Source organism: Zunongwangia endophytica, assembly GCF_030409505.1.
GTDB lineage: Bacteria > Bacteroidota > Bacteroidia > Flavobacteriales > Flavobacteriaceae > Zunongwangia > Zunongwangia endophytica.
This window is the reverse complement of sequence record NZ_JAUFPZ010000002.1, coordinates 242,661-260,139: the sequence shown is the minus strand read 5'-3', so window position 1 is coordinate 260,139 and position 17,479 is coordinate 242,661. Positions and strand designations below refer to the sequence as shown.

General features: G+C 34.0%; 14 protein-coding genes. 9 read left to right on the top strand and 5 right to left on the bottom strand.

The features are described from left to right. Nucleotides 1–411: 411 nt before the first annotated feature. Nucleotides 412–1,350 (top strand): oxidoreductase, encoded by a 939-nt coding sequence (locus tag QWY91_RS01380; protein WP_290230970.1) that lies wholly within the window; start codon nt 412–414, stop codon nt 1,348–1,350. A gap of 93 nt (nt 1,351–1,443) precedes the next feature. Here QWY91_RS01380 and serA read toward each other — a convergent pair whose 3' ends face one another. Then, a complete protein-coding gene (serA, locus tag QWY91_RS01375) occupies nt 1,444–3,336 on the bottom strand; it encodes a phosphoglycerate dehydrogenase (RefSeq protein ID WP_290230968.1) in 1,893 nt (630 codons plus the stop codon). Between the two features lie 326 nt (nt 3,337–3,662). Here serA and QWY91_RS01370 point away from each other — a divergent pair, with 326 nt between their 5' ends. The 3 genes from QWY91_RS01370 to QWY91_RS01360 all read left to right on the top strand — a co-directional run bounded on the left by QWY91_RS01370 (nt 3,663) and on the right by QWY91_RS01360 (nt 9,314). Further along, nucleotides 3,663–4,886, top strand: coding sequence for an exonuclease SbcCD subunit D C-terminal domain-containing protein (locus QWY91_RS01370; RefSeq protein ID WP_290230966.1), 1,224 nt, complete (start codon nt 3,663–3,665; stop codon nt 4,884–4,886). A gap of 2 nt (nt 4,887–4,888) precedes the next feature. Further along, nucleotides 4,889–7,912: an AAA family ATPase gene (locus tag QWY91_RS01365; RefSeq protein ID WP_290230965.1), complete on the top strand. Its 3,024-nt coding sequence runs from the start codon at nt 4,889–4,891 to the stop codon at nt 7,910–7,912. A 124-nt stretch (nt 7,913–8,036) separates the two neighbouring features. Further along, nucleotides 8,037–9,314, top strand: coding sequence for a carboxypeptidase-like regulatory domain-containing protein (locus QWY91_RS01360; RefSeq protein ID WP_290230963.1), 1,278 nt, complete (start codon nt 8,037–8,039; stop codon nt 9,312–9,314). Between the two features lie 148 nt (nt 9,315–9,462). Here the strand turns inward: QWY91_RS01360 and trhA are convergent, their stop codons facing one another. Then, complete coding sequence (gene trhA / locus QWY91_RS01355; RefSeq protein ID WP_290230961.1) at nt 9,463–10,116, bottom strand: PAQR family membrane homeostasis protein TrhA; 654 nt, start codon at nt 10,114–10,116, stop codon at nt 9,463–9,465. Between the two features lie 250 nt (nt 10,117–10,366). Between trhA and QWY91_RS01350 the strand changes: the two genes are divergently transcribed. Next, complete coding sequence (locus QWY91_RS01350; RefSeq protein WP_290230959.1) at nt 10,367–10,609, top strand: hypothetical protein; 243 nt, start codon at nt 10,367–10,369, stop codon at nt 10,607–10,609. Between the two features lie 43 nt (nt 10,610–10,652). Here the strand turns inward: QWY91_RS01350 and QWY91_RS01345 are convergent, their stop codons facing one another. From QWY91_RS01345 to QWY91_RS01335, 3 genes are read right to left on the bottom strand one after another with little or no spacing between them, the layout of a single operon-like run. Further along, nucleotides 10,653–11,921 carry a glycosyltransferase gene (locus QWY91_RS01345; RefSeq protein WP_290230957.1) on the bottom strand — a complete coding sequence of 423 codons (1,269 nt, stop codon included), beginning with the start codon at nt 11,919–11,921 and terminating at the stop codon, nt 10,653–10,655. Between the two features lies 1 nt (nt 11,922). After that, the gene (locus QWY91_RS01340) at nt 11,923–13,770 is read right to left on the bottom strand and encodes an ABC transporter ATP-binding protein (protein ID WP_290230955.1); all 1,848 of its coding nucleotides are present in this window, start codon (nt 13,768–13,770) and stop codon (nt 11,923–11,925) included. A gap of 27 nt (nt 13,771–13,797) precedes the next feature. Then, a complete protein-coding gene (locus tag QWY91_RS01335) occupies nt 13,798–14,922 on the bottom strand; it encodes a glycosyltransferase family 4 protein (protein ID WP_290230954.1) in 1,125 nt (374 codons plus the stop codon). A gap of 410 nt (nt 14,923–15,332) precedes the next feature. On the opposite strand from QWY91_RS01335, the gene QWY91_RS01330 reads away from it, so the two are divergent. From QWY91_RS01330 to QWY91_RS01315, 4 genes are all read left to right on the top strand, one after another. Further along, nucleotides 15,333–15,698, top strand: coding sequence for a hypothetical protein (locus tag QWY91_RS01330; RefSeq protein ID WP_290230952.1), 366 nt, complete (start codon nt 15,333–15,335; stop codon nt 15,696–15,698). A 154-nt stretch (nt 15,699–15,852) separates the two neighbouring features. Next, nucleotides 15,853–16,404, top strand: coding sequence for a hypothetical protein (locus QWY91_RS01325; RefSeq protein ID WP_290230950.1), 552 nt, complete (start codon nt 15,853–15,855; stop codon nt 16,402–16,404). Continuing rightward, the gene (locus QWY91_RS01320; protein WP_290230948.1) at nt 16,404–16,820 is read left to right on the top strand and encodes a hypothetical protein; all 417 of its coding nucleotides are present in this window, start codon (nt 16,404–16,406) and stop codon (nt 16,818–16,820) included. Before QWY91_RS01325 ends, QWY91_RS01320 begins: the two co-directional genes overlap by 1 nt. Nucleotides 16,821–16,943: 123 nt before the next feature. Beyond that, nucleotides 16,944–17,396 (top strand): glycine zipper domain-containing protein, encoded by a 453-nt coding sequence (locus QWY91_RS01315; protein WP_290230946.1) that lies wholly within the window; start codon nt 16,944–16,946, stop codon nt 17,394–17,396. Nucleotides 17,397–17,479 lie beyond the last annotated feature (83 nt).

Sequence of the window (17,479 nt, the reverse complement as noted above, 5' to 3'; positions counted from 1 at the left end):
TAGCAGATTATAACGCCGGATATTACTAAGAACGAGTTAATTATTTGTTGAATTCTTATTAAGAGCTTGAATCTAAAACTAAACATAAAAATTGCCATTTCTGAAACCGAAGAAATTAATGTAGTAATAATGATAATTTAAAATGGAATTACTGTCAATTTATTTAATTTGAGCGGTTCAAATTGTTTAATCCGTAATTATATTTCGTTTAACAAAATAATTGAATTTTCAGTTTTACATTTATAGTTAATTATCAATGAAATTAGACATTTACAATCCGAAAAGTGGAGATGAAAATCTTAAAATTATACCTTTTTATTTCTGAAAAACAATGAATTATCTCCATTTCATCTAACGCTAAAGTTAGTGTTCATCCAAAAAATCTGAATCAAATCCTCTAACAAAATTTTTATGAACTTTTGGTCTTTAAATAAAGCTAAAAATAAAGAAGGTAAGATAGCTATTGTAACTGGTGCTAATAACGGTATAGGTTATGAAACAACCAAAGGCCTAGCCAGTGTGGGTATTGAGGTAATCATGGCTTGTCGCGATCTTAAAAAAGCAGAGAATGCCAAGCAAAAAATATTAAAGCTGAATCCTGAAGCTAAATTAAAGTTGATGGAAATTCATCTTGACAACCTTGCATCTGTACGGTCTTTTGCTGAAGAATTCAAATCTCAGTATGATAAGTTGGATATCCTCGTAAACAATGCGGGTGTTATGATGACTACCTATCAAAAAACCAAAGATGATTTAGAACTGCAAATGGCTACTAATTATTTTGGACATTTTTTACTTACCGGATTATTAATTCCTGTTTTAGAAAATTCTTTTAGATCCCGAGTAATTAGCCTTAGTAGTCTCGCTCATAAATGGGGCGATATTCATTTTGATAATCTTAATGCCGAGAAAGGATATGACCGTCGACAGTTCTATGCACAAAGCAAATTAGCATGCTTAATTTTTGCCTATCAATTGGATAAAAAGTTAGTAAAGAAAGGTTACGATATACATTCTTATGCTGCGCATCCCGGAGTTTCGAATACCAATCTTATGCAAAATTTGCCTAAATGGCTCAAGTTTTTGTCTCCGGTATTAATGCCAATATTATCGCAATCTGCTGAAAAAGGTGCCTTGCCTATTTTAAGAGCTTGCTTAGATGAAACACTTAACGGTGGTGAATATATAGGACCTTCGGGAACTAAACAATACAAAGGACATCCAGTTATTGTAGATTCAGATTATAATTCTAAAGAAGATGATAAGGCGAAAAAACTATGGAAAGTTTCAGAAGCAATAGTAAACTTCAAGTATTTCCAAAATTCAAAAGACAAAGCTAAGGCTTCGTAAATTTCAAAATTAGTATAAAAAGAAACATACATAAATTAAAAAGCAGCATCAAATTGATGCTGCTTTTTGTTCACATATAATAAAAAGAAAATCCTAGTAAAGAACTCTAAATCTAATAGTTCCCTCTATTCCTTTTAATTCTTTGATCATATCGTTATCATATTCTTTATTGATATCGATAATCACATAACCAATTGTTTCGTTGGTCTTAAGATGCTGGCCAACAACATTAATATCGTTAGCGGCTAAAATTCTATTCATATGCGCTATAATTCCCGGCTTATTATGATGAATATGAATTAGCCTATGTGCATCCTCCAATCTTGGCAGCTGTAAATTAGGGAAATTTACACTGTTAGTTGTGCCTCCAGTATTTATGTATTCAATTATTTTTCCAGGAACAAAATTCCCGATGTTTTCCTGAGCTTCTTCCGTACTTCCTCCAATATGCGGAGTAAGAATTACGTTAGGCAATCCTTTCAGCTTAGATACAAATTCTTCATTGTTGGTTTTTGGCTCTTTTGGAAAAACATCTACACCGGCTCCTTTTATTTTCCTTGAAGAAATATGCTTATGTAAAGCTTCAATATCGATTACCGATCCACGACTCAAATTCAGTAAATAAGATCCATCTTTCATTTGAGAAAGTTCGTGATCGCCGATTATATTTTTATTTTCCTTTCTACCATCGACATGAAAGGTTACGATATCTACCGTTTGTAACAATTCATCTAAAGAACTACACTTGGTTGCGTTCCCTAATGCCAATCGCTCTACAAGATCATAGTAATATACATCAAAACCTATACTTTCTGCCATTACAGAAAGTTGCGCTCCAATATTACCATAACCTACGATCCCTAATTTTTTTCCACGAACTTCAAAACTTCCATTGGCAGATTTATTCCAGATGCCTTTGTGCATTTCTCCTATACGATCGGGAAGATTACGCATTAGGAAAATAATCTCTCCAATAGCCAATTCTACTACAGAGCGTGTGTTACTATATGGCGCATTAAAAACAGCAATACCTTTGTCTAAACAAGCCTCTAAATCGATTTGGTTGGTCCCAATACAAAACGCACCAACTGCCATTAAACGATTAGCATTTTCTAATACTTTCTTTGTTAGTTGTGTTTTAGATCGAATTCCTAAAACGTGAACATCCTTTATTTGTTCACTCAACTCTTCTTCGTCCAAAGCTCCGGGAATAGTTTGTACATTATAACCCTCTTCTTTCATGATTGCCACAGCATCGGGATGTACATTCTCAAGTAGCAATACTTTAATTCGGTTCTTTGGATACGAAATTGCTTTATTCATTTTATTTAGATATAAAAATTCGTCGAAACTTGGAGTGATGTGATCGGCATTTTCAGTAACCTTATCACGCTCCACATTTTCGGTAAAGGCGTAAAATTTGTTCGCTAAGCCGGCAGCTTTAATTTCGTAATCTGTATAGCCATCGCCTATCACATAAACATCGCCCTTAAGATCTAGTGATTTTAATTGCTTTACTTTGCCGTTATTACTACTTAATACGTTCTCTGTATTAAAACCAACAATTTTGCGATTCTCATCAAAAACAAAATCGTTCGCAAAAACATGTTCAGCTTTCACACCTAATTCAGCAACAATTGGAATAATAAATTCTTTAAATCCATTAGACATTATATAAATATTGTCGCGGTTTTCTCTAAAGAATTCTTCGTTCCGTCTAAAGGATTTCGAGATTCGTGTTTTTAGATTTTCAATAAGTGGTTCCAGATGTTTTTCTTCAGCTTCTAGAATATCAAGACGCTCTCTAAGCGAATCTCTAAAAGCCAGTTTTCCTTCCATACCACGATCGGTTAAAGATTTAAGCTCTGCTAGCTTCGCATCTTTATCTTTGGCACCTGCCAGGGAAATTTCTCCCAAAACATCCAAAGCTTCTACTTGCGTAAAAGTACTGTCGAAATCTATTACGTAATTTCTCTTAGTTTCCATTGGTTAGTGTAGTTACTCTTTTAATAATGAGTTTCCCAAAACTACTATTTTTAGTACAGTTTACAGCTTTTAAAACCGTAAAAATCTAGTTAAATCCCAAGCAATCAAAGTTTTTAAAAAGTCTTTATTTTTTAATCTGCTAAGAGATTTTTTGTAGATAAAAAGCAAGGTTTTCAGGATTTTGTTCAAAATACTATAATTTAAATGAACAATTTATTTTTAGCAAAGCGAACCTAAATCGTATTAGTCCTTTTTAAAATGGATTTTTATTTAAATACCTTTGCCATTGTTAGCCTAATTTTCCTTCTTTAAACCAAAATTTCTGCATGAAAATTCTTCATACCGCCGATTGGCACATTGGTAAAAAACTGCATAAGCACGATCTTTTTGCTGATTTCGAATTGTTTATTGATTGGCTTTGCCAACTCATTACGGAAGAAGAAATAGCGCTATTATTAATTTCAGGAGATATTTTCGATCTCGCAAATCCCTCTTCTGATGCTCGCAAACAGTATTATCAGGCACTTATAAAATTGCAGAAGTTAGACTGTAAGATCGTCGCAACGGGCGGCAATCACGATTCGCCGGCCATGCTGGATGCACCTAAAGAAATTTTGCGAGAGCTTGATATTAGTATCATTGGTGGATTGCCTGAAAAGTTGGAAGATACCATTATCCCTGTTTTTAATGCTGAAGAGAAAGTTGAATTAGTAATTGCTGCAATTCCGTTTTTACGGGATGCCGATTTACGCTCGGCTAACGAAGGCATTACTTATGAAGATCGAATTGAAGCCATTCGAAATGGTATCGAACATACTTTTAAAAATGCGGCTGAAATTTGCCAGGATCAGTTTCCCGATGTTCCCGCTATTGCCATGGGACATTTATTTGCTGCCGGCATCGAAACTTCAGATAGTGAACGCGATATCCAAATTGGGAATCAGGCGGCTTTTAGTGCCTCGCAGTTTGGTAATTTCTTCAACTATGTGGCTTTAGGGCATATTCATAAACCGCAACGCGTTTCCGCAGAAATTCCGGTTTTTTATAGTGGCTCCCCTATCCCACTTTCTTTTAGCGAGCGCAAAGATGACAAACGCATTCTAATTTTAGATTCCGCGAACTCCTGGGAACCTAAAAGCGTGAATGTTCCAAATTTTAGAAAACTACTTAGAATCACCGGCGATCTAAACGAAATAGAATTCAAATTAAACACGCTTGAAGATCACGATCATCTGGATCATTTAATTGAAGTTGATCTTTTGGAAGAGCAATACGACGCTCAAAAAATCTATGCCCTAGATGTACTTGTAAATTCCTTTAATAAACCCGGCTACGAGATTGTAAAGCAGCGAGCTGAATTTAAGAATAAGCTGAAAGGTACAGCCGAACTTTATGCGCAGTCCCAGCAATTACAAGATTTAAAACCTACTGATGTTTTTTCTGAATTAATCACCACGCATGATTATGATGAAGCTACCAAAAATGAAATTTGGAGTGCCTTCAACGAAATTTTAGAAGAAATCCATCAATCTGATAATACCGCCGAATAAGCATGAAAATATTAAAAATTGAATTCGAAAATATCAATTCACTGCGTGGAGCGCAGAAAATCGATTTTACTGTTCATCCATTTTCTGCAAGCTCATTATTTGCGATTACCGGTCCCACCGGAAGCGGAAAAAGTACGATTTTAGATGTGATTTGTCTGGCACTTTTTAATCATGTGCCGCGATTAGGAAAGATCACCAAAAACGAAATTATTGCCAAAGGCGCCATTCTTACCCGCAATCAAAAAGAAGCTTTTGCCAAAGTGACCTATAGTTGCAAAGCAGGAATTTATGCTTCAAAATGGTCGATTTCTACCAATAGAAACGATAATCTGCGTGATTACGAAATGGAAATTGCCGATTTGGCAACCGATAAATTGATCGATCTAAAAAAATCTGATGTTCCTGCGAAGAATGAAGATTTAATCGGTCTCAGTTACAATCAATTTATAAAAGCAGTTTTACTCGCTCAGGGTGAATTTGCACAGTTTTTAAAAGTAAATAAAGCCGAACGTGGCGAGCTTTTAGAAAAAATCACAGGAACCGGAATTTACCGTGAACTTGGAAAAAAAGCTTACGAAAAAAATAAAGAAGCCGGTAAGGAAATTTTACAACAGCAGCAAGAGATCGAAATTATTCAAAAATCATTGCTGAATGAAGAGGATCATGCTGAAGTTTCTAAAAATTACGCAACTCAGCAAGCGGCATGTGAACCCTTGGAAAAAGAAATTCAGCGGTTAACGAAATTTGTAGATCTAAAAGAAGAAATTAAAAATCAGCAATCCACGATTACTAAAATCTCTTCGGAAAAAACACAATCTGAAGCACGGCTGAAACATTTTAATGATACTAACGGAAAGTCACTCACTGCGCACGAAGAACTGCAAGAACACGGCAGTGATCTTAGAAAATGGAAACTCGGAAAAGATCAGCAAAACGAAATTGCTAAAGAAATCACTGAAATAGAAAGAAAGATTGGCCAAAATAAACATGATTTTTCTAATTTATATACCGAAGTTTCGCAATTACTAAAAACTGAAATTTCTACTGATGATTTTGAATCAAAATTAGATGCTTTTACCGCCAAAGTACAGCAGCTGGAAGAAGAGCGAAAAGAGAAACTACGGAATTACAGTCAGTTAATGGAAGAATTTAAGTTGAAGACTTCAGACTTATCCTTCAACTACAGCAAAAAGCCAGATGAAAATATTGTGCAGTTGCAAGCCATTTGTAATGCTGCTTCCAACCGAATTAAAAATTATGAAGCTGAATTATCGAATTTAGATCTTTGCGATCCTGAAGCTTTAAAAATTCAGCTAAAGGAGTTTACCGAAAAAACACGCGCTGCGCAAAAAGCGAATGCGAAAATTGATGAAAGTGATAAAGAGTTAAACCGAATCGCTTCAGAAAAAACGAATATTGAAAAACAAAGCGAAGCGCTTCCGCAGCAAATAAAAGAAGTAGAAACGAAAGTTCAGTTTCAGGAAAAAGACCTCAAAAATCTACAATTACAGCAAAAAAATCAGCTTTTAGAATCGAAATTAGAAGATTTACGACATAATTTAGAAAATAATGAGCCTTGCCCACTTTGTGGCGCAACGCATCATCCTTTTGCCGAGCATGCTCCTGAAAAGGACAATCAACTTGAAGAAAAAATTGCAGCACTTCAAAGAGAATTACAGACAAATTCATCGAATCTGGCTAAACTTCAGGCAAATTTAGAAAGTTTCCAGTCGCGACTTCAAAATCTTCAGAAAGAAGAACAACAATGGAAGTCGACTTCCGAAGAAAAAAGAGAAAGTTTTAGAACCATTTTTCAGGAATTTGAATTTGCTAGCGAAACGGTTTGGGAAGAAAAAATCACTGCCTTAAATCAACAATTTGAACTAATTGAGCAATGGGAAAAAGAGCAAAAACAATTAGTAATCGCCAAAGATGCGATTCCGCAGCAAGAAAAAACGCGGGAAGTTGTAAAAGCAGGAAGCGAAATTGCTAAAAAACTCAAAGACTTATATTCGGGTGACGATATTGCTGAAAAAAACCGAAAGTATCACCGCAGCTTTACCGAATTAAAGGAGCAAAGAAAATCTCTTGATGGACAACATAAACAGCTAAATAATCGGATTGAAAAAATGGCTTCAGAATTAGCAATTTTGGAGCAGCAGTTAAATGCGGTTTTACAGAACAAAGGCTATGCGTCAATAAAACAGGCTATTGAAAATTTACTGCCAGAAAAAGAGTATTTGCAGTTGCGTGAAAAGCGTGAAAAACTTCAGCAGGAAATAGCGAAATTAAAGACATCGCTGCAGTTGCTAGAAAAGCAATTTGCAGAAAAGAAAAAGCTTGATATCGAAGAAACCTCAGCGCAATTACATGAGCAGCTTAACGAAAAACGACAGAAACTAAACGAGATCAACGAGGTTTGTAAATCTTATTACCGCCAGTTGGAAAACCAAAAAGCAAGCCTACAAAAGATCGAAGAAATTAGTGCCGGAATTACCGAAAAAGAGCAAAAAATAAAGCGTTGGCGATTGCTTAATGAGCTGATTGGTGATGCAACCGGTAGAAAGTTTAATGAATTTGCACAGGATTTAACGCTTACACAGCTTATTGCTTTGGCTAACAATCGACTTGCAGATCTTAGCGATCGCTATGTGATCGACAAACCGATGAGCGAGGAAGATGATGGCCTTGTTGCAATCGATGAGCATATGGGCGGGCAGCGACGTTCGGTAAAAACTTTGTCGGGTGGTGAAACTTTTATTCTTAGTTTATCGATGGCGCTTGCTTTATCTGATCTAGCGTCTAAAAATGTAGAAATAAACAGCTTGTTTATCGATGAAGGTTTTGGGACATTGGATCCTGAAACTCTAGACCAAACTCTGGACACTTTAGAAAAATTACAGGCAGAATCATCAAAAACTATTGGTATTATTAGTCATGTGGATTCTCTAAAAGAACGCATTGCAACACAAATTCAACTAACACGTAATGGACAGGGCTACAGCTCTATAGAAATAAAGGGATAGAATTACAGATTTGCTACTGTTAAAAGGTTTTAGTTATTAATTTAACATTTTAAGCGCTTTCCATTAAGTATTTATTAATATATTTAAAGATACTTAACAAGTTCTTAATTAAAACCTTACAGCAATGAAAGCAAAAATTAATACTCTACTAGGTTTTTGTTTTTCTGTTTGGTTACTGACTTTCCTAATGGTGAGTCCGGTTATGGCGAAAAGCCTACCATCAGAAAATAACGATCCTTATCAATCTTTTAAAGGACAGGTAATAAATGCAGCTACGGAAGATCCAATTCAATCGGCGCATATTAATGTAAAAGGCACTACAATTTCGACAATTTCAAATTCAGATGGAGAGTTTTCTTTAAAACTTCCTAAAGATATGACAGATGCCTTAATTAGTATTTCGGCACTTGGTTACCAAACTAAAGAGCTTCAGCTAGATTATTTTAAACGTGCTGATGTGATCATCGCAATGCAGGAAAGCGTACAGGAATTAGACGAAGTGAGTGTTTATACAAAAGGTGACGCCACAGGATTGGTTAGAAAAATGATGTATAATCGTGATGCAAACTATGTAAGCGACGAAGCCTTGATGACCGCATTCTATCGGGAAACTATTAAAAAAGGAAACCGAAATATTTCTTTATCTGAAGCGGTGACTGAACTACATAAACAGCCTTATCTTTCTAGCAAGGATGATGATATTTCTATTTTAAAAGCAAGAAAAAGCACCGATTACAAACGTCTTGATACGGTTGCTTTAAAATTACGCGGCGGCCCTTTTAATGCACTCTATATTGATGTGATGAAGTATCCTCAATTTCTTTTTGATGTAGATAAATTAGAGGTGTACAGTTTTACCTATAACAAGCCTACTAAAATTGGCGCTCGCAGTCTTCATGTAGTAGATTTCAAACAAAATGAAAGAGACAGACCATGGTACTTTGGTAAACTTTTTATAGACAGTGAAAGTTTTACTCTGGTAAAAGCGGTTTATAGTTTAAATACCGATAATCGCAGGGTAGCAAGCAGAATGTTTACCAGCAAAAAACCGAACGGTGTAAAAGTACATCCAGATAACATCCAATATCAAGTAGACTATCGTGAAAAAGATGGAAAATGGTTTTATAGCTACGGAAAAGCAGATCTGGAATTTGTAGTAAACTGGAAACATAAAATCTTCAATTCTCGCTACAAAGTTCATAGTGAAATGGCTATTACAGAATGGGAAAAATCAAATATTATTATTGCTGAAAATAAAGACTTTATAAAACCTGCTATTGTTATGGTAGATGATATTGATGGATTTGCTGATGTTAACTTTTGGGGAAGTAGTAATATTATCGAACCCGATAAAAGCATACAAAATGCTATTGAAAAGATTCAGAAGAAAATAATGGACTAAAAATATTGTACCTTTTTGGAATACTCCTGAAGGACTAAAGATGGTTTAAGTTGTTTGGATTGAAAAACGGGATGAAACTTTAATTGTATGGTTTTGTCCCGTTATTTTTTGCTTTTTAATTCAACAAAGATTGAAAATCTGATGTTCACTAATTAGGAATCACATGATAATAAATAGCCAAAAAATGGCAAAATGTACCGAACAATACGAAGAAATGAAAAATCGCATGGTTGAATTTTAATCGATCGATACTAAAAATTATGGCTCCAATGGTATAAGAAATTCCACCAGAAAAAAGCCAAAATAAACCATCTCCAGAAAGATTATCAAGTAGAGGTTTTACCGCGAAAACAATAATCCATCCCATTGCTACGTACATAATCGTACTCAAGGTTTGAAATCTACCGGTGAAAAATAACTTCAGTATAACTCCGGTTACGGCAAGCGCCCAAATAACACCAAATATGATCCAACCCACCAATCCTTCCAAAGTTACAAGCGCAAATGGTGTATACGTTCCAGCAATAAGAATATAGATAGAAGCATGATCTAAAATATTGAGTCTATATCGAAGTTTGCGTTCTCTAACGCTATGATAAAGTGTAGAAGCCGTATAAAGAATGACCATACTACTCCCAAAAATCCAATAACTTATTTTTAATATTGTTCCGCCTAGCTCAGCCGACTTGATGATAAGTAGAATAAAGCCTAAAATACTTAGTAGCAAACCTGAAGCATGCGAAATCACATTTAGCCGTTCTTCGGACTTTGTATAATATTTTATTCTATCGCGATCTCTCATTGCTTCTCATATACATTACAAAAATATAGATTTTTAAGCTATTAAAAGTTATTACATGAATCGCAAGAGCTAGAGTTTTAAGAACTTTAATATTTTCAATTTTAAGATGAGTTTGAACAAAATCATCTTAAAAGATAAACTAAACAAATTGTAAATCTTGCTAACCATTGTTTAATGTAAAAACACTTCAATTTAAAATTCAGCTAACCTTGTGAAGCTACTTTGAGATTAATTTTGAAAAAAAATGACAATGATTTCAGAAGAAAAAAAAGCAGTGCTGGATACGATTAATTTTCCGGTCAATTACGAGAAGAACGGACAATCCATTAAAGATGCAAACGGACTTTTCGTTTGTGATGTAAGAGGATGGAGTAAAATACAATTTATGGATAAAGCCGAAGAACGGCATGATGCTATAGGATCTATAATTGCTGAATTATTAAACGATTTACAAACCACTGAAAACTCAATTTTAACGAAAAGTAATATTTAGCTTTTCATTTAAATTAGGCAATTTTATTTTAAACTTTTCAACTTTAAACTGCGCTCCATTTATTTTTGATCAACCTTGTTTGATTTTTTAGAAATAGCACAAATCGGATAATTAAATTTTTCTTCATTCGTTTTATTTCTCTTTTGAGATGTGCATTTTCAGCTTTTGTATACTGCAGTTGATTTAGCAAATATGCATTTTGGTTCGAAATAAGATCTCCACTTAGTGTATAAATAATCTCAAGTCGATTTTTGATAATTTGGCCTACGTTTTTAAAGGAAAGTTTGTTTTCTACATAAGATTTTGCGCTAGTTGCTTTATGATCCCTGCTGAATTTATCAAAGTAAGCTTCTCTTAGTTTTTCAATTGCATCTTCCAAAAGAGGATGTCCCCAAACGGTACTCTCGCAAAAATTCTTATCTGCATTCTGAATTGATCCCAGTTTATAATCTACCAAAAAACTATTTTCAGCATTCATAAATTGCGTATTCCCAGAATAGTTTGTCGCTATGGTTGGCTTTCCTAAATACATAGCTTCGGCAAGGGTTAAACCAAAACCTTCTGAATGATGCATAGAAACATAACAGTCACAATCATTTATTAAATGATTTATTCCATCTTTATTTAAATCTATATCATAAATTTTTACGTTTTTGTGTTGCGCTGCTGTTTGTATTAATTGGCTGCTATCCTTTTTAAAGGATGCTGCTCCTACGGTTTTAATTACCAGTTCTACAGGATCGGCTTTAGAAAATGCTTTGGTAAACGCATCGAGCAGAAACATGGGGTTCTTCCTTTCCATAGAACTGTGATAACTAAAAACGAATAGAAAACTAAACTTTTTAGGATCGAAAAAACTACGTACGCTATCCTTACCGATACCATTTAGTTTAAAAGCTACCGGATGCGGAACGATCGTTATCGGATTATTGTAAACTTTTTTAAATATATTTTTGCAGAAAGAAGAGGCCGTCCAAATCTCGTTGAATAAACTAAGATTCTCGGCATGCTCTGGTGGCAAATATTCAGATTCCCACATTAGGAACAAAATGGTGTATCGAAATTTGAATAATTCGGGATCTATAATTCTAAAGAAGTTATCCAAATCTCTCAAAGAAATTTGTACTAAATTTACCGAATATTGAAACTCCACAGCACGTTCTGGATTTTTCTTGATCTTTTCATAATCGATCAAATGAAGTGGTATTGCCTGACTTTTGGCTGCTTCAATATTTAATCGAACTGCTTCCCCTAACCCAAACTCACCATTTGTATAACCGATGATGTTTAAACCTTTATTTTTTGTATTCATATTAATCAACTAAAACAGGCGCGGTATGTAATGATTGGAGAAAAACAAGATTTTTATAAGTCCCATTTTGTGCTAAAAGTTCATGATGTGTTCCTTTTTCTATAATCAATCCGTTTTTCATCACTACAATTAAATCTGCATTCTGAATTGTGGAAAGTCGATGTGCAATGACGATAGAGGTTCTATTTTCCATCATATTCTCCAACGCATCCTGAACAAGTTTTTCTGATTCGGTATCTAAGGCTGAAGTAGCTTCATCGAGAATCATAATTGGGGGATTTTTCATTACTGCTCTCGCAATTGCTATTCGTTGTCTTTGCCCTCCCGACAATTGATATCCGCCATCGCCCACACAATATTGATAGCCCTTAGGAAAAGAACTTATAAAATTATGAGCGTTCGCAATTTTTGCAGATTCAATAATTTTACTTTCTTCAGGCTCTTCAATTCCCAGAGAAATATTATTGGCTATAGTATCATTAAATAATATAGAATCCTGAGCAACAATCCCCATTTGATCTCTTAGCGAAGCTGCAGTTACTTCTTTGATATCAACACCATCAAATGTTATGCTGCCCTCGGTAACATCATAAAAACGCGTCAGTAAATTAGCTAATGTTGATTTTCCACTGCCCGATTCTCCTACCAAGGCCACGACTTTACCTTTGGGTACCGTTAGATTGAAGTTTTTTAAAACATAGTCTTCTTTATATTTAAAGGAAACGTTCGTAAATTTTATTTCTTTATTAAAACCTGTGATAACCTTCGCATCCGGTTTTTCTTCTAATGGATCTACTGCATCCAAGATCAAAGCGACTCTTTCGTAAGCAGCATTTCCACCTTGCAATGCATGGTTTGCTTTGGTAATCGCTTTAGCCGGAGTTAAAATTTGATAAGCCAATCCCATATAAGCAATAAATGCACCTCCGCTTAAAGACTGATCGACCAAAACAAGAGAACCGCCATAAATTAGCAAAATCGAAATTGCAAAAATTCCTAGAAATTCACTGGCCGGCGCAGCAAGACTCATTGTTTTACCAATAGAATTATTCAGGTTGTTTATATTGTCTGTAAAATCAAAAAACTTTTTAGAAAAGAAACTTTCAGAATTGAAGTTTTTGATGATTTTTATTCCGCCCAAAGTTTCTTCAATATTCGATAAAAGCTCCCCTTCCATTGCAAAAATATTCCCCGACTGACTTTTTATTCCTTTAGTAATTTTAGTAATAAGAAACCCGGAAATAGGAATAAAAAAGAAAACGAAAATGGTTAATTTCCAACTTATTGCTATCATTCCTATCAGCGTAAATAAGATTGTTAGGGGTTCTCTAATCATCATTAAAACACTCATAAAAGAAACTTTAATGGTATTTATATCAGAAGTCATTCTAGCGATAAGATCTCCCTTTCGTTCATTAGAGAAAAAACCTACGTTTAAGCCTATAACTTTATTATAAACATCCTGTCTTAGATCTTTTAAAATTCCGTTATTTAAATACGTCATGTATAAAATTGAAAGATAGTTGAACAGATTTTTCAGTAAAAATGTACTCAATACAAAGCCTACGACAATAATTAAGGTGAATAGCGGTCCTTTAGAAATCTGGGTAGTTGTAATAAAATAATTAAGGTAATCTTCAAAATAATGAAGATCAAAATCTCGAATTCCTTGGTAAACCGGCTTTACGGTTAATTTCTCTCCATCTTCAAACAACACCTTTATCATAGGTAATAAGGAGAGCATTGATAAGGAAGAAAAAAGCGCATATAAAATATTGAAAACAATACTTAGTATCTGATAATTTCTATACGGAATAAGGTATTTCAGAAATCGTTTAAAATTTTTCATTGAAAGTTAAGTAAGTACATAAGGTTTCTAAATTGGGGATGCTTCAAGAATACTTTTATACACTTCAATGTATTCTTTCGCCGCTTTTGTCCAGGAGAAACTTTTGGCACGTTCAGCATAAATTGAGCTATATTTTTCTTGATCATCTTCGTATTTCGACATTCCCTCTTCAAAGAGATTTGCCATATATTTAGGATCGAAGTTTTCCCAATAAAAGGAGTGCTGCCCTCCTATTTCAGGCAGAGAAGAAAGGTTGGAAAGAAAAACAGGTTTACCAAACGTCATTGCTTCGATTACCGGTAATCCAAAGCCTTCTCGCAAAGACGGAAAAGCAAATGCCATACAGTTTTTATAATAGAAAATCTTATCTACTTCACTTATATGCCCGGCTAGAAAAACTCTATTTTCTAATTTGTCTTTTTTTATTTTCAATTTCAACTTTTCAGCATATTCACTTTTTGCGCCTCCCGCGATAATCAGATTGATACCTTTTAAGTGTTTGATCATCTCGACCAGAGTATGAAAATTCTTTTTTTCATCTACATGTCCTATGCAAAATATAAAAGGTCTTAGGGATTCATTCTTTTTAGCAGCCATATCGGTTATGGATAAGCTGTTGTTAGTTATTGGATTGCCATTATAAATAACATATTCTGGCACTTTTGGAACATCAAAATATTGGTGAGTCTGATGTTTAGTAAACTCTGAAATATAAACCAGAGCAGTACTTCTATTTAGCTTTTCTTTAAAGAGCTGGATTCGGGTATCCAATCGTTTCCCGTTGTCCTCCTCCATAAAATTTATATCATGAATAGTAAGTAAATAAGGAATCTGATCTGAAAACGGTTCGATCTTAGTGTTCTGATTAACCGAATGCCACAAATTAAACTTACGCTTTATGCGGAAAAACGGATATCTTGTAATCTGATGATACGTATTATATCGTAAGTTTTTTCCGATTTCCCTTTTTGCATCGGTGTTATTACAGTTTAAGGTGACCTCGTGCTCGGTTAAAAATTCGCTCTCATCACTTAGAGATTTAGCTAAATTCAAATTGAATTGTCCAAAACCAGAATGCAAATTTTGAATGTTGTGGGTTTCCAAGAAAACCTTCTTCAAGCAGCTAGACTCATTACCAAACAGTGTTCCCATAGCATTTCAAATTAAATGATCAGATGTAGTATTCTTATTTACTAGTTAATTTGAAGATGAATAAAATATGATTTGGTTGCGTCTATAAAGCCTTTCTCATTTCACAATTTTTTAATTATTAAGATTACTTAGTTATAAAAAAAAGAGAAAAGGATTTACTATCTACATCCATAACTTAAATGAATTTTGAAATCATCTTTTGATTTTTTGACATTCAGGAGTTTTTTTTATCGATTTCTAGCAAGTGAGATAGAATACAATATTTAGACTGTAAAAAGCTAACGAAGAAATAATAACAATGAATATCTTAAAAAGATAAACCACTAAAAATAAGTCGTATAAAAAAAAAGCTTATTTTTATAAAGATTCAACACAGTTAGAATATTATTATTAATCTCAAACCAATCAAAATGAACTTTAAACTTCTACTTTTTACATTATTGCTTACCTTTTCTCTTCAGACAATAGCTCAAGAGAAAGTTTCGAATACTAGCAGCGGAATCACTTCTTTCGAAGTAGAAACAGACAATATTGAGGAACTTCGAAATTTCAAATGGAGTACTGTTTTGGAAATGATTAGAGAAAATCCAGATAACGATACTTTTGATTTTTCGATGGCTTTTATTAACCCAGAAAACAAAAAAGAAGGTGAAATTAAATATGATAATTTCAAATTTAAAATCTCTGGTAAATCTAGTAATGTTGAGGAATTAGTTGAACGTTCTAAAAAAATTGTTCAAAATTTCATCACTGCTTATGATAAACAACATTCTTAATTTCCTTGGACTTATCAAACTTTGAATTCAGGCAGTCTTGAAATCAGACTATCATCGACATTAAAATTAGAATTATTCCTCTATTAATAGCTATCGAAATTCTTTTCAATTTTGATTTTAGTTTTATCTCAATACCTTTGTGGAAAATTTAGTCTTGAACAAGATTTTAAAAGCAATTGCTTTCTTTTTATTCATCGGGTGTCACCTTGCATTCCTTACTTCCGTTTTGTTTGAAAAGGTTAATAATCTTTGGCTAATATTAGGAGTACTTTGTTCCAGCTTATTTATAACTTACGCATACTATCATAAAAGCATACAAGAGGAAGAGCATTTTCTAGAGGACCTTCAGGATATTGTTTATGTGAGTTTAGGTGGTTTAATCACCTATTTTATTAGTACCGATTTAGAATTTGGAGCGGTAATCGCTGCAGGTTTTACGGGAACTGTTGCTTCTTATTTGCCTTCTATCTCAAAGAGCTCAGAATGGCTAAAGAGAACTCCGGTTCCGCTTTATTGCGGCGCTTTTGTTGGGATGACGGCGCCTAGTGTTTCTTCAGGATACTCCTTCATTATTTTTAGTTGCTTTTTAACTGGTGTGCTATTTATTTCAGCAAAAAATGTTTTTAATGGATTTGGCGGCAAATTAGGCACCATAGCATTTGGTGGCGTAGCGCTATCTTCACTATTAATTTATCTTTTGTTCTAATGGAAACAATCCTTTTAACGTTAACCGGAATCTTTGGAAGCCTGCTTACCTGGTTTATCAATAATCATAAAGCAAAAGGAGCAGTTAGAGCTTCTGCGCTACCTTCCTTGATCGTTGGATTATTTTTCTATCTTTTTCCGAATGTAGTTTCTGACTATCTTACTAAGCACATTCCGCTTGTTTTTATAGGTGCGTCTTTTGTTGGTATGGTTTCTATTAATATCATTTCGAAATGGTTTTACGTAGCCATTTCGGGACTAATTTTTAGCATTATTTATCTCAATACGGGTAAATTTTTCAATGGATTTGGAGGCGCCTTAGGTACTACTGCTTGCATTTCTGTTTTAGTAGCAATTGGTCTTGCAAAAATCATCGAGCATCGCGGCATCAAAAAGAAAACAAGTCTTGAAAATTAGAGATGACTGCGAATATTTAATTTTCTATAGCTATTCATACTAATTATGAATTTCAAAAAATATAGAAAATCCAAATTCGGAAATTAATTCTTCTATTTTTGCCCAAAATTAAATGTAGTTCTTATGGAATTAAAAAGTATAAAGCCAAGAGCTGATATTGCACAAAACAAGAAAGCTTATAAGACTTTTTCGCAATTTATGGGCTTTATTGAAGTAATTAAACAACAAGAACTTACCAATCCTGTTATTGAAAAACTTAACCTTGAAATTGATAAAACAAACGAGGCGCCGATTAAAAAGCTAAAAAATCAGATACGTAAAAGTCAGTTAAAAATGCTGCAGATCATAGAAAAAGATTTGAAGCTGGTTCCTAAAAACTATTATAGAAATACATGGGTTGCGATAGGTATCTCTGCAATTGGTATTCCGTTGGGAACTGCTTTTGGCTTAGCCATAGATAATATGGCATATTTAGGACTTGGTATTCCAGTTGGTTTAGCCATAGGCGTTGCAATTGGTACGCAGAAAGATAAAAAAGCCGAAAAAGAAAACCGTCAAATGAATATGGAAGTGTAATACTTCAAATTTGATAAATCTGAGATAATTTTCAGTAAATAAATCTTCAACAAGCTTGTATAAAAAAAGCCAGAACCGTAAAC

What these genes read in the sequence shown, in the direction of transcription:
- QWY91_RS01380 (WP_290230970.1), top strand. Translation starts at nt 412, where the DNA reads ATGAACTTTTGGTCTTTAAATAAAGCTAAAAATAAAGAAGGTAAGATA.
- serA (WP_290230968.1), bottom strand. Translation starts at nt 3,336, where the DNA reads ATGGAAACTAAGAGAAATTACGTAATAGATTTCGACAGTACTTTTACG.
- QWY91_RS01370 (WP_290230966.1), top strand. Translation starts at nt 3,663, where the DNA reads ATGAAAATTCTTCATACCGCCGATTGGCACATTGGTAAAAAACTGCAT.
- QWY91_RS01365 (WP_290230965.1), top strand. Translation starts at nt 4,889, where the DNA reads ATGAAAATATTAAAAATTGAATTCGAAAATATCAATTCACTGCGTGGA.
- QWY91_RS01360 (WP_290230963.1), top strand. Translation starts at nt 8,037, where the DNA reads ATGAAAGCAAAAATTAATACTCTACTAGGTTTTTGTTTTTCTGTTTGG.
- trhA (WP_290230961.1), bottom strand. Translation starts at nt 10,116, where the DNA reads ATGAGAGATCGCGATAGAATAAAATATTATACAAAGTCCGAAGAACGG.
- QWY91_RS01350 (WP_290230959.1), top strand. Translation starts at nt 10,367, where the DNA reads ATGATTTCAGAAGAAAAAAAAGCAGTGCTGGATACGATTAATTTTCCG.
- QWY91_RS01345 (WP_290230957.1), bottom strand. Translation starts at nt 11,921, where the DNA reads ATGAATACAAAAAATAAAGGTTTAAACATCATCGGTTATACAAATGGT.
- QWY91_RS01340 (WP_290230955.1), bottom strand. Translation starts at nt 13,770, where the DNA reads ATGAAAAATTTTAAACGATTTCTGAAATACCTTATTCCGTATAGAAAT.
- QWY91_RS01335 (WP_290230954.1), bottom strand. Translation starts at nt 14,922, where the DNA reads ATGGGAACACTGTTTGGTAATGAGTCTAGCTGCTTGAAGAAGGTTTTC.
- QWY91_RS01330 (WP_290230952.1), top strand. Translation starts at nt 15,333, where the DNA reads ATGAACTTTAAACTTCTACTTTTTACATTATTGCTTACCTTTTCTCTT.
- QWY91_RS01320 (WP_290230948.1), top strand. Translation starts at nt 16,404, where the DNA reads ATGGAAACAATCCTTTTAACGTTAACCGGAATCTTTGGAAGCCTGCTT.
- QWY91_RS01315 (WP_290230946.1), top strand. Translation starts at nt 16,944, where the DNA reads ATGGAATTAAAAAGTATAAAGCCAAGAGCTGATATTGCACAAAACAAG.